The sequence below is a fragment of the Pseudomonas sp. Je.1.5.c genome (genome assembly GCF_051129895.1).
In the GTDB taxonomy this organism is placed as follows: domain Bacteria; phylum Pseudomonadota; class Gammaproteobacteria; order Pseudomonadales; family Pseudomonadaceae; genus Aquipseudomonas; species Aquipseudomonas urmiensis.
This window is the reverse complement of the sequence record NZ_JBCPSP010000020.1, coordinates 1-11990: the sequence shown is the minus strand read 5'-3', so window position 1 is coordinate 11990 and position 11990 is coordinate 1. Positions and strand designations below refer to the sequence as shown.

The window sequence follows — 11990 nt, the reverse complement described above, 5'->3', positions numbered from 1 at the left end:
CGATACAGGCGACTCAGGCCGACCACACTGGCGTAGCCCGCGCCACCAACGCCTGGACATCTATCCCACGCGGCAGCGCGCCATACACCCGCCCTCCGCCACCCAACCGGCTACCGATAAACGCATCGCTGACAACGCTATTGCCGGCCTCCAGCAGCAATTTGGCTTGCAACGCGATGGCAATATCCTCGGTCAGCTGGCGCGCCCGGTACTGGATATCGCCGCTATCGGCAAACGCGCCCTTGAGATTGCCGATATGCGCCGCCAAGCGCGGATCCCCATGGCCATCGCCCAGTTCGACGAACAGTGCATCGAGCACCCCAGGCTCCTTGGACAGCGCCCGCAACACATCCAGGCATTGCACGTTGCCCGAGCCTTCCCACGTGGAGTTGACCGGCGCCTCGCGGTACAGCCGCGGCAGGATGCTGTCTTCGACATAGCCTGCGCCGCCCATGCACTCGGCGGCTTCATTGATCATCGCTGGCGCCCGCTTGCAGATCCAGTACTTGCCCACCGCCGTCACCAGTCGGGCGAAGTGCGCTTGCTGTGGATCGTCCAACTGATCCAGCGCCTGGCCCATGCGCAGGCTCAGGGCCAACGCCGCTTCGCTCTCCAGAGCCAGATCGGCGAGCACGTTCTGCATCAATGGCTGCTCGCTCAGCACCCGCCCGCCCACCTTGCGGTGGGCGCAGTGATGCGCCGCTTGGGTCAGCGCCTGGCGCATCAGGCCGCTGGAGCCGACCATGCAGTCGAAGCGAGTCATCGCGACCATCTCGATGATGGTCGGCACGCCGCGGCCTTCTTCGCCAATCATCCAGGCCAAGGCGCCGCGAAACTCGACTTCGCTGGAGGCGTTGGAGCAGTTGCCCAGCTTGTTCTTCAGGCGCTGGATATAGAACTGGTTGCGGTTGTCGTCCGGCCGGTGGCGTGGCAGCAGGAAGCAGCTCAGGCCCTTGTCGGTCTGGGCCAGGGTGAGGAAGGCGTCGCACATCGGCGCCGAGCAGAACCACTTGTGCCCGACCAGTTCATAGGCCTGGCCCGGCCCAGGCGCACCCACCGGATAGGCCCGAGTGGTATTGGCCCGCACATCGGTGCCGCCCTGCTTCTCGGTCATGGCCATGCCCAGGGTGACCCCAGCCTTGTGCCGGTCGCCGACATTGCGCGGATCGTATTCACGCGCCAGCACCTTGGGCAGCCAGTACTGGGCCAACTCAGGTTGCAGACGCAGCGCCGGCACGGCGGCGAAGGTCATGGTCAGTGGGCAACCGGTGCCGGCTTCGGCCTGGCTGTGCAGGTAGGTCATCGACGCGCGGGCAACGTGAGCGCCCGGGCGAGGCTCAGCCCAGGGCAGCGACGGCAGGCCATGTTCGACCGCGGTGCGCATCAGCTCGTGATAGGCGGGATGAAACTCGACCAGGTCGATGCGATGGCCGTAGCGGTCGTGGCTGCTGAATTCGGGTTTGTGCGCGTTGGCCAAAAAGCCTGCGGCCATCAGCGGGCCGCCCGCCAGGGCGCCGTAGGCATCGACCCGAGACTCGGCCCAGCCGGCACCGAAATGCCGCGACCATTGCTGCAAGGGTAGGTCGAGGCGGTAGAGGTTGGCGCCATCCAGAGAAGGCGGCTGGTTGGTCACTTCGTGGGTTTCGGCGTACTGGTGCAGGGTCATCGGGGGCTCCTGGATCCGGGTGGGCCTGAGAGTCCCAGTGAAGCACCGCTTGGCCTTCAGTCAAAGTGACAAAAATGCCTATGTAGGAGCTGCCTTGTCGGGGCGCCGAACCGCTGCGATGGGCCGCGCAGCGGCCCCAACACTCTAAAGCCGTGCCACCCGCCCAGAAGGCAACTGCACCTGCGCCACCGCCAGATTCAGGCTCAACTCAAACCGACTGCCCAACCCGCGCGTCGACTCATGCGACAACCTGCCCTCGATCAACTCGCCCAATTGCCGGCAGATCGACAGGCCAATCCCCAACCCGCCATAACGTCGGGTCATCGAGCCATCCACCTGGAAGAAGCGCTGATAAAGAATCGCCTGGTCCAGATCATCGAAGCCGATCCCGCTGTCACTGACGATGAACGACACCGCCAGGCTATCAGGCCCTACCCGGCGTCCGCGGACCTGGATCATCACCCCACCTTGATGGGTGAACTTCAAGCCGTTATCCACCAGGCACGCCAGGCAGCGCATCAGCTTCTGCGCATCGCCAAGCAACTCGTCAGGTAGGTCAGCCGGAATATCCAGGCTCAGGTACAGGCCCTTGCCCAAGGCCTGTCCGGCAAATCCGGCGCGCAAGTCCTGTAGCTGACGACGCAGGCTGAAGGGTACGTTCTGCGCTCGCAAGCGCCCGGCTTGCAGCTCCGTGAGGATGAGAATGTCGTCGACCATGGCCATCATGTCCTGCGCCGAACCTGCGGCGGTGCGATGGTACTGGGCATGCTCGGCGTTCATCGGCAGGGTATGCATCAGTTCCAGCGAGCCGATCACACCATTCATCGGCGTACGCAACTCGTGGGTGACCGTGGCCAGGAATTCGTCCTTGAGGCGGTTACTCCTGGCCAATTGCTGGTTCAACTGCTCAAGCGTACGGCCAGTTTCGCGCAAGGTCTGGGCTTGCTGCTCACGCAAGCTGTTGATGCGGTCGGCCAGGGCCAGCGACAACAGCGCCACTTCCAGCGCCGAACCCAACTGGCTGGCATACATGGTGATAAATACGTTGGGCAGGTAGCCAAGCACCATCAGCGTGTTGACCAGCCCGCCGAGCAGAAACGCCGTCCAGGCAATGATGAACCAGCGCGCCACGCGCAAACCGCTCCACCAGGCGTACAGCCCAGCGGTAAAGATGCTCACCGTGAACAACAGCGCCAGCACCGTGGCCATGCGCAGCGCCACCCCATAACGCAAGGTCACGGCCAGCACCATGACCACTGCCCCACCGAGCATCAACAACTGCAGCAGACGATCGAACCCTCGGCTGAGCCTGCCCAGGCGCAGGAAGTGGCGGGCGAACTGACAGCCGAACAACCCAGCGGCGCCAATGAACAGCGGCGTAGACGCATTGGCCCACCACGGGTTGTCAGGCCAGAAATACGCGACCCCGGCGCCATTGACCGACACCTGGTACATGCCGAACGAAGCGATATAGAGGATGTAATACAGATAGCTGACATCGCGCACGCTGATGTAGATGAACAGGTTGTACACCAACATCACCAGCAGCACGCCGTAGATCATGCCCAGCACATATAGCCGGGTTGGCTGGTCTTCCATATAGGCATTGACCGACCACAGCGTCAGCGGCGCCTGGATCGAGCCTTGGCTGTGCAGGCGCAGATAAGCCGTGGTCGCCTGCCCCGGCTGCATGGGCAGTTCGAACAGATAGTTGTTTTGCAGGATCTGTCGGGTCGCGTAGGGCAAGGCATCGCCAGTGCGCTGCGCCAGGCGATAACCGCCCTGGCCATCAGGCAAATACAGCTCCAGGTGATCGAGCGGCGGATAGGCCAGCTCCAGCAACCATGGGCGGCTGCTTTGCGTGGTAGGCGCGTTGTAGCGCAAGTCGATGCGCAGCCAGAACACCGAGGTCGAATAACCGGCGTTGAGCACATCATCCTGGTGCTGGTGGAAACGATTGGCCCAGGCCGGCGAACTGACCTCGGCAATACTGGCGTTGCCTGCGCGGTCTTCGAAGACCTGCATGACCTTGCCCAAAGGCAGACGCCGGGTAGCGTCGTCGAAATCGACTGCTCCGGCGAGCACGGGCCAGTAGCCCAGAAGCACAATCAGCAAATAGCGCATTACAGCCCCAGCATGGTCTGTCCGGTCGCGTCGCGGCGGCCTCCCTTCCCTTTGAGACGACGGTATGCGGCAGAGCCTGTTTATCGAGTTATCCGTGCACTCTAGCATAGCTTCCCGGGGTGGCCATCAGCCACTGGTAAATTTACCAGAAAGGCTCTAAATCAATACTTTCAAGCCAGAACAAAAAACAATCCTGACCACTTGATCAACAAAATCCACATGCAGGGCGCTTCGCGCAAATAGGTTTGGTGGTAAGCTCGCCGACCATGAATACCTACAGCTCCCGCCCCGTTGTCCTCTGTCTCTCCGGCCACGACCCCAGTGGCGGCGCCGGCCTGCAGGCAGATATCGAAGCCCTGATCGCTCAAGGCTGTCACGCCGCGCCCGCCGTGACTGCCCTGACCGTCCAGGATACCGTCAACGTTTCCGACTTCCGCGTGCTCGACCGCGAGTGGGTATTGGCCCAGGCCAACGCCGTTCTCGCCGACTCCACGGTCGCTGCGGTCAAGCTGGGCATGCTCGGCTCGATCGAGATGGTCGACACGGTCGCCGAGCTGCTCGCTGCGCACCCGCACTTGCCGCTAGTCTGCGACCCGGTGCTGCGCGCCGGTGGTGGCGGCCGCCTGGGCAAGGACGAAGTCGGCTATGCCGTGCGTGAGCGACTGTTGCCGCTGGCGACCATCGCCACGCCGAACCTGCCCGAAGCACGCATCCTCGCCGAACTGCCCGAAGGCACTGCCGACCAGTGCGCGGAAAAACTCCTGCCGTTCTGTAGACACCTGCTGATTACCGGCGGTCACGGCGATGAAGAGCAAATCCACAACCGCCTGTACAGCCGCGACGGCCAGAGCCATACCTGGAAATGCCAGCGCCTGCCTGGCAGCTACCATGGCTCCGGTTGCACCCTGGCCAGCGCCCTGGCCGGTCGCCTAGCCCTTGGCGAGCAGCTTGAGAGTGCCGTACGCAGCGCCCTGGACTACACCTGGCGGACCTTGCGCGACGCCGAGCAACTAGGTCGCGGCCAGTTCGTGCCACGCCGACTGCCCTTGGACTTCTGTTCCTGATTGACGCACACGAGGCTTGAAATGAAGCTACGCGGTCTGTACGCGATCACCGACAGCCAGCTGCTCGCCGGCCGGTTTTTGTCCCATGTCGAAGCGGCGCTCGAAGGCGGTGTCCGCCTGCTGCAGTACCGCGACAAGAGCAGCGACCAGGCCCAGCGCCTGCGTGAGGCCGAGGCGCTCAAAGCGCTGTGCGAGCGCTACGCCGCCGAGCTGATCATCAATGACGACGCCGAGCTTGCCGCGCGCCTGGGCGTTGGCCTGCACCTGGGGCAAACCGATGGGCCGCTGACACCCGCCCGGGCATTGCTTGGGCGCAATGCGATCATTGGCTCGACCTGCCACGCCCAGCTCGACCTGGCCGCGCAGGCCGCCGCTGAAGGCGCCAGCTATGTGGCCTTCGGCCGCTTCTTCAATTCCGTGACCAAGCCCGGCGCGCCGGCCGCCAGCCTCGAGCTGCTGGAGCAGGCCCGCGCCCAAGTGAAACTGCCGATCGCCGTGATCGGTGGCATCACCCTCGACAACGCCGCCCCGCTGGTCGCCCACGGCGCCGACCTGCTGGCGGTGATCCATGGCCTGTTTGGTGCCGACGACGCCCGGGAAGTAACCCGCCGCGCCCGCGCCTTCAACGCCCTGTTCGCTTCCTGATTCGAGAGAGATTTCCATGTCCCGTTCCGAAACCCTGTTCGCCCAAGCCCAGAAACACATCCCCGGTGGCGTCAACTCGCCCGTGCGTGCGTTCAAGAGCGTTGGCGGCACCCCGCTGTTCTTCAAGCACGCTGAAGGCGCCTACGTCATCGATGAAGATGACAAGCGCTACGTCGACTACGTTGGCTCCTGGGGGCCGATGATCCTCGGCCACAGCCATCCTGACGTGCTGGAGTCGGTGCGCAAGCAGCTGGAGCACGGCCTGTCCTATGGCGCCCCGACCGCCATGGAAACCGAGATGGCCGACCTGGTCTGCTCGCTGGTGCCATCGATGGAAATGGTGCGCATGGTCAGCTCCGGCACCGAAGCGACCATGAGCGCTATCCGCCTGGCCCGTGGCTACACCGGTCGCGACGCCATCATCAAGTTCGAAGGCTGCTATCACGGCCACTCCGACAGCCTGCTGGTCAAGGCCGGATCCGGCCTGCTGACCCAGGGCGTGCCAAGCTCGGCCGGGGTGCCGGCAGACTTCGCCAAACACACCCTGACCCTGCCATTCAACGACATTGCCGCGGTCGAGAAGACCCTGGCCGACGTCGGTCAGACCGTCGCTTGCATCATCGTCGAGCCGGTTGCCGGCAACATGAACTGCGTGCCCCCGGCGCCGGGCTTCCTCGAAGGCCTGCGCGAGCAGTGCGACAAGCATGGCGTGGTGCTGATCTTCGACGAAGTGATGACTGGTTTCCGCGTCTCGCTCGGCGGCGCCCAAGGCCACTACGGCATCACCCCTGACCTGTCGACGTTCGGCAAGATCGTTGGCGGCGGCATGCCAGTGGGTTGCTTTGGCGGCAAGCGCGCGATCATGGAATGCATCGCGCCGCTGGGCCCGGTCTACCAGGCCGGCACCCTGTCGGGCAATCCGCTGGCCATGGCCGCCGGCCTGACTACCTTGAAACTGATCAGCCGCCCAGGCTTCCATGATGAGCTGAGCGCCTTCACCAGCAAGCTGCTGGACGGCCTGCAACAGCGCGCCGATGCCGCTGGCGTGCCGTTCGTCACCACTCAAGCGGGTGCGATGTTTGGCCTGTACTTCACCGGCGCCGATGACATCGTCACCTTCGAAGATGTGATGGCCAGCGATGTGGAACGCTTCAAGCGCTTCTTCCACCTGATGCTCGAAGGCGGCGTGTACTTGGCGCCGAGCGCCTACGAGGCAGGCTTCACCTCGATCGTGCATGGCGAGACCGAGCTGAAGATCACCCTCGATGCGGCTGAGCGGGCGTTTGCCAAGCTGAAGTAACCGGCGCTCATACCGGCCTCATCGCGGGGCAAGCCCGCTGCCACGACGCGTCACATTGCCTCGTGGCAGCGGACTTGCCTTGCGATGAGGGCTAGTGTGATCTGCATCACACCGCCAGACCACACGCCAGCAAATCCCCACCTGTGCAGAAATTCGAGTAAAACTTTGTAAGGTTGGCGCTGCTTATCCCATAATGTGCCACCAGAGACATCGGACGCAGCTTTGCAGAGGTAAGTCGATCCCCATGAACCGCGCCGGCCGCGCCCTTACCCTGGGCTGCCTGTTGCTTCTTCAGCCCCTGCTGGCCCTGGCGGAGGGCGGTAACTCGTTGCTGATTCCAGCGACGGGGCGTTGCACCCTGAGCGCTCAACCCGAAGACCTGCAAACCGCCGTCAAGGCCTGCGAGCAAACCGCCGAGGCTGGGGATGCCCAGGCGCAGTACGAGCTGGGTGAGTTCTACTACACCGGCAGCGGCGATCAGGCCCCGCGTGATCTGAACAAAGCGCTCAACTGGTTCCAGAAAGCCTCGCTGCAAGGCCACGCACAAGCCCAGTACCGCCTCGGCTCGATGTTCTTCCATGGTGAAGGGGTCAAGGCCAACAACGTACAGGCCTATATCCTGCTGAAGATGGCTGCGGTCAACGGCGCTGAAGACGCGCTGGACATGGCCGACGAAGTCACCGAGCAGATGCCCCGCGACGAACTCGAGCATGCCACCCAGGTGCTGGGGCAGATCTTCCGCAAATACCTGCTCGAATTGCAGAACGCCGAAGGGCGCAGCCCCTTCTCTCCCCTGCCTTAAGCGTTACTTCTCCGGCATCGGCATCGGGAACGGCATGACATTGCCGGTGTTCTTCGCTTCGCTGATCTTCGCCGTACCCAGTCGCTCGACCTCATCGATACGCACGATCGAATGCATCGGCACGAAGCTGCGGATCACCCCCTCGAACTGCGCCTTGAGCTTCTCTTCGCTGGGGTCTACCACCACCTGGGTGCGCTCACCGAAGACGAACTCCTCGATTTCCAGAAAGCCCCACAGATCGCTCTGGAAGATCTGCTTGGCGTACATTTCGAACACCTGCCCCTGGTTGAGGAAGATGACTTTATAGATGGCAGGCTCAGGTTTGCTCATGATCGGCGTGGGGACACATACGGTTGAAAATGGGCCGCATCATAGCAGACCACGGCAGCCGCGCAGTGCCCCAGCACCCTTGCGCCGCCAAGCTGCACTCAGGCACCCTGGCTAGCAACGACCCTTGATCGTTTCAGTGCTTTCGCCACTGTCAATCAAGGGTTATTCTTGGGTTCACCTCTATTGCCGTCGAGCGGCCAAAAACGACCTTGAACGCACCCATACAACCTCATCGTTTCATCCTCGAACCTTTCGAGGCCCACCGTTTCGCCAACTTGTGCGGCCAGTTCGACGAGCACCTGCGCCTGATCGAGCAACGCCTGGCCATCGAGATCCGCAACCGCGGCAACCAGTTCGAACTGCTTGGCGAGCCCAAGGCCACCTCCGCCGCCGAGCAGCTGCTGCGCCGTCTCTATCGCGAGACCAAGGCCACCGAGCTGTCGCCGGAAACGGTCCACCTTTATCTACAGGAGTCGGCGGTCGAGCACATCGACAACCCGGCGGTCAATGAAGTCAGCGTCTCGCTGCGCACGCGCAAGGGCAACATCCGTCCGCGCGGCCTCAACCAGCAGCGCTACGTCAAAGAGATCCTGGCCAACGACATCAACTTCGGCATCGGCCCGGCCGGTACCGGCAAGACCTACCTTGCCGTTGCCTGCGCCGTCGACGCGCTGGAGCGCGAACAAGTGCGGCGCATCCTGTTGGTGCGCCCGGCGGTCGAGGCGGGCGAAAAGCTCGGCTTCCTGCCTGGCGACCTGGCGCAGAAGATCGACCCCTACCTGCGCCCGCTGTACGACGCCCTCTATGAGATGCTCGGCTTCGAACACGTCGCCAAGCTGATCGAGCGCCAGGTGATCGAGATCGCCCCGCTGGCCTACATGCGCGGACGCACCCTGAACAACAGCTTCATCATCCTCGACGAAAGCCAGAACACCACGCTCGAGCAGATGAAGATGTTCCTCACCCGCATCGGCTTCGGCTCCACCGCGGTGATCACCGGCGACATCACTCAGGTCGACCTGCCGCGCGGCACCAAGTCGGGTCTGGCGCACGTGATCGAGGTGCTCAAGGACGTGCCGGGCATCAGCTTTACCCATTTCCAGCCTAAAGACGTCGTGCGCCACCCGCTGGTGCAACGCATCGTCGAGGCCTATGACCGTTTCGAAGGCCGCCAGGCCCAGGCCGAGGCACCTGCCCGCGATGCTTGAACTCGACCTGCAACGGGCCACGGATGCCGCCGCCCCTGATGACGCCGCCTTCCGCCGCTGGTGCGAACTGGCCCTGCGCCAGCGCAGCGCCGACTCGGAAATGACCATCCGCCTGGTCGATGAAGCCGAAGGTCGTGAGCTCAATCACACCTATCGTCACAAAGACTACGCGACCAATGTGCTTTCCTTCCCTGCCGACGTGCCGGACGAGCTCCTCGACATTCCGCTGCTGGGCGACCTGGTGATCTGCGTGCCAGTGGTCGAGCGCGAAGCGGCCGAACAGGGCAAGGCGCTTGAAGCGCATTGGGCGCACCTGGTCATTCACGGCTGCCTGCACCTGCTCGGCTACGATCACATCGAAGATGATGAAGCCGAGGAAATGGAAGCACTGGAACGAACATTGCTGGCCGAACTGGGTCACCCGGACCCCTACGCCGACGACGAACTCCCTCACCACGATATCTGCAAGGAACACGAGTAACCGCCATGAGCGAAGACCGATCGAGCAACGGGCAAAAGTCCTGGCTGGGTAAACTGACCCAGGCTTTTGCCCATGAGCCGAAAAACCGCCAGGAGCTCCTCGAGCTGCTGCGCGAAGCCCATCAGAACAAGCTGCTCGACAGCGAAGCGCTGACCATCGTCGAAGGTGCCATCCAGGTCGCTGACCTGCAGGTGCGCGACATCATGGTGCCGCGCTCGCAGATGATCAGCATCAAGGCCAGCCAGTCGCCTCGTGAGTTCCTGCCGTCGGTGATCGACGCCGCCCACTCGCGCTACCCGGTGATTGGCGAAAGCCACGATGATGTGCTCGGGATCCTGCTGGCCAAGGACCTGCTGCCGCTGATCCTCAAGGAGAATGGCGACAGCTTCAACATCAAGGACCTGCTGCGTCCGGCCACTTTCGTGCCGGAATCCAAGCGCCTGAACGTGCTGCTGCGCGAGTTTCGCGCCAACCACAACCACATGGCCGTGGTCATCGACGAATACGGCGGTGTGGCAGGCCTGGTGACCATCGAAGACGTGCTTGAGCAGATCGTCGGCGACATCGAGGACGAACACGATGTCGAGGAAGACAGCTACATCAAGCCACTGCCCAGCGGCGATTTCCTGGTCAAGGCGCTGACGCCGATCGAGAACTTCAACGAGTTCTTCGACAGCGAGTTCTCTGACGATGAGTTCGACACCGTGGGCGGCTTGGTCATGAGTGCCTTCGGCCACCTGCCCAAACGCAATGAAACCACTGAGATCGGCGCCTACCGCTTCCGCATTCTCAACGCCGACAGCCGGCGTGTTCACTTGCTGCGCCTGACCCCGATTACCCGTTAAGGAAAACCATGCGCTGGATCACCCGCCCCGGCTGGCCCGGTAACCTGCTGGCCATGGCGGCCGGCGCGTCTACCCTGCTGGCCCTGTCGCCGTTTGACTTCTGGCCACTGGCCTTGCTCGCCTTGGGCCTGTTCTACGCCGGCCTGCGCGAGCTGAGCCCACGCCAGGCCATGGCCCGTGGCTGGTGCTACGGCTTCGGCCTGTATGGCGCCGGCACCAGCTGGATCTACGTCAGCATGAACACCTACGGCGGCGCCTCGCCGCTGCTGGCGATCGTGCTGTTGGTGGCGTTTTTTGCAGCCATTGCCTGGTTCTTCGCTCTGCCCGCCTGGCTCTGGGCGCGCTGGCTGCGCCGTAACGAGGCGCCGCTGGCCGATGCCTTGTGCTTCGCGGCCCTGTGGCTGCTGCAGGAGGCCTTCCGTGGCTGGTTCCTGACCGGTTTCCCCTGGCTGTACTCCGGCTACAGCCAGCTGGACGGGCCATTGGCCGGCCTGGCCCCGCTGGGCGGCGTATGGTTGATCTCGTTTGCCCTGGCCTTGACGGCAGCGCTGCTGTGCAACCTGCACCGCCTGCGCGCGCGGCGGTCGTTCCTGGCCATTGGCGTGCTGTTGCTGGTCGGCCCATGGATTCTCGGCATTGCCCTGAAGAACCACGCCTGGACCCGCCCGGCGGGCGAGCCGCTCACGGTCGCGGCAGTGCAAGGCAATGTCGAGCAAGACCTGAAATGGGACCCCGCCCACATCAATGCCCAGCTGGCGCTGTACCGCGACATGAGCTTCACCTCCAAGCCGGTTGACTTGTTGATCTGGCCGGAAACCGCAGTACCGGTGCTCAAGGACCAGGCCCAGGGCTACATCGACATGATGGGCGGGTTCGCCGCCGAGCGGCATTCGGCGCTGATCACCGGGGTGCCGGTGCGGGAAATCGTCCACAAGCAGCGCCGCTACTACAACGGCATCACTGTGGCCGGTGAAGGCGACGGCACTTATCTGAAGCAGAAACTGGTGCCGTTTGGCGAGTACGTGCCGCTGCAAGACATGCTGCGTGGGGCGATCGAGTTCTTCAACCTGCCGATGTCGGACTTCGCCCGCGGCCCTGAAGACCAGGCGCTGTTGCAAGCCAAGGGCTACCAGATCGCCCCATATATCTGCTACGAAGTGGTCTATCCCGAGTTCGCCGCCAGCCTGGCCGCCCGCAGCGACCTGCTGCTGACCATCAGCAACGACACCTGGTTCGGCACCTCGATCGGCCCATTGCAGCACTTGCAGATGGCGCAGATGCGCGCGCTGGAGGCTGGCCGCTGGATGATCCGCGCGACCAACAACGGCGTTACCGCGCTGATCGACCCGTTTGGCAAGATCACCGCGCAGATCCCGCAGTTCCAGCAGGCGATCCTGTATGGCGAAGTGGTGCCGATGCAGCAGCTCACGCCTTATCTGCAATGGCGCTCTTGGCCGTTGGCGATTCTCTGCGCAGTGCTGATGGGGTGGGCGCTACTGGCCGGGCGCATTGCCAAGACCGTTTG

General features: G+C 63.4%; 11 protein-coding genes. 8 read left to right on the top strand and 3 right to left on the bottom strand.

The genetic code is table 11. From position 1 onward, the window contains the following. Positions 1-13 precede the first annotated feature (13 nt). Positions 14-1666, bottom strand: coding sequence for an acyl-CoA dehydrogenase family protein (locus AAZU54_RS15610; RefSeq protein ID WP_434727347.1), 1653 nt, complete (start codon positions 1664-1666; stop codon positions 14-16). Between the two features lie 144 nt (positions 1667-1810). Continuing rightward, positions 1811-3790 carry a sensor histidine kinase gene (locus AAZU54_RS15605; RefSeq protein WP_186556687.1) on the bottom strand — a complete coding sequence of 660 codons (1980 nt, stop codon included), beginning with the start codon at positions 3788-3790 and terminating at the stop codon, positions 1811-1813. A 266-nt stretch (positions 3791-4056) separates the two neighbouring features. Between AAZU54_RS15605 and AAZU54_RS15600 the strand changes: the two genes are divergently transcribed. From AAZU54_RS15600 to AAZU54_RS15585, 4 genes are all read left to right on the top strand, one after another. After that, positions 4057-4854 (top strand): hydroxymethylpyrimidine/phosphomethylpyrimidine kinase, encoded by a 798-nt coding sequence (locus tag AAZU54_RS15600; protein ID WP_264236650.1) that lies wholly within the window; start codon positions 4057-4059, stop codon positions 4852-4854. Positions 4855-4875: 21 nt separating this feature from the next. Continuing rightward, complete coding sequence (gene thiE, locus AAZU54_RS15595; protein ID WP_186556685.1) at positions 4876-5499, top strand: thiamine phosphate synthase; 624 nt, start codon at positions 4876-4878, stop codon at positions 5497-5499. Between the two features lie 16 nt (positions 5500-5515). Then, a complete protein-coding gene (gene hemL, locus AAZU54_RS15590; protein ID WP_434727346.1) occupies positions 5516-6799 on the top strand; it encodes a glutamate-1-semialdehyde 2,1-aminomutase in 1284 nt (427 codons plus the stop codon). A 244-nt stretch (positions 6800-7043) separates the two neighbouring features. Further along, positions 7044-7601: a tetratricopeptide repeat protein gene (locus AAZU54_RS15585; RefSeq protein WP_186556683.1), complete on the top strand. Its 558-nt coding sequence runs from the start codon at positions 7044-7046 to the stop codon at positions 7599-7601. A gap of 3 nt (positions 7602-7604) precedes the next feature. Here the strand turns inward: AAZU54_RS15585 and AAZU54_RS15580 are convergent, their stop codons facing one another. Next, positions 7605-7931 carry a DUF1820 family protein gene (locus tag AAZU54_RS15580; RefSeq protein ID WP_186556682.1) on the bottom strand — a complete coding sequence of 109 codons (327 nt, stop codon included), beginning with the start codon at positions 7929-7931 and terminating at the stop codon, positions 7605-7607. Between the two features lie 209 nt (positions 7932-8140). Between AAZU54_RS15580 and AAZU54_RS15575 the strand changes: the two genes are divergently transcribed. From AAZU54_RS15575 to lnt, 4 genes are all read left to right on the top strand, one after another. Then, the gene (locus AAZU54_RS15575) at positions 8141-9139 is read left to right on the top strand and encodes a PhoH family protein (protein ID WP_186556681.1); all 999 of its coding nucleotides are present in this window, start codon (positions 8141-8143) and stop codon (positions 9137-9139) included. Next, complete coding sequence (ybeY, locus tag AAZU54_RS15570; protein WP_186556680.1) at positions 9132-9620, top strand: rRNA maturation RNase YbeY; 489 nt, start codon at positions 9132-9134, stop codon at positions 9618-9620. Before AAZU54_RS15575 ends, ybeY begins: the two co-directional genes overlap by 8 nt. 5 nt (positions 9621-9625) lie before the next feature. Then, entirely contained in the window at positions 9626-10465 is an 840-nt protein-coding gene (locus tag AAZU54_RS15565) for an HlyC/CorC family transporter (protein WP_186556679.1), read from the top strand. An 8-nt stretch (positions 10466-10473) separates the two neighbouring features. Then, a partial coding sequence (gene lnt / locus AAZU54_RS15560) for an apolipoprotein N-acyltransferase (RefSeq protein WP_264236645.1) occupies positions 10474-11990 on the top strand: 1517 nt, incomplete at its 3' end.

Bases quoted from the DNA above. Each gene is read 5' to 3' on its own strand.
- AAZU54_RS15605 (WP_186556687.1), bottom strand. From the start codon at position 3,790: ATGCGCTATTTGCTGATTGTGCTTCTGGGCTACTGGCCCGTGCTCGCC.
- AAZU54_RS15585 (WP_186556683.1), top strand. From the start codon at position 7,044: ATGAACCGCGCCGGCCGCGCCCTTACCCTGGGCTGCCTGTTGCTTCTT.
- hemL (WP_434727346.1), top strand. From the start codon at position 5,516: ATGTCCCGTTCCGAAACCCTGTTCGCCCAAGCCCAGAAACACATCCCC.
- AAZU54_RS15565 (WP_186556679.1), top strand. From the start codon at position 9,626: ATGAGCGAAGACCGATCGAGCAACGGGCAAAAGTCCTGGCTGGGTAAA.
- AAZU54_RS15610 (WP_434727347.1), bottom strand. From the start codon at position 1,666: ATGACCCTGCACCAGTACGCCGAAACCCACGAAGTGACCAACCAGCCG.
- AAZU54_RS15580 (WP_186556682.1), bottom strand. From the start codon at position 7,931: ATGAGCAAACCTGAGCCTGCCATCTATAAAGTCATCTTCCTCAACCAG.
- ybeY (WP_186556680.1), top strand. From the start codon at position 9,132: ATGCTTGAACTCGACCTGCAACGGGCCACGGATGCCGCCGCCCCTGAT.
- AAZU54_RS15600 (WP_264236650.1), top strand. From the start codon at position 4,057: ATGAATACCTACAGCTCCCGCCCCGTTGTCCTCTGTCTCTCCGGCCAC.
- thiE (WP_186556685.1), top strand. From the start codon at position 4,876: ATGAAGCTACGCGGTCTGTACGCGATCACCGACAGCCAGCTGCTCGCC.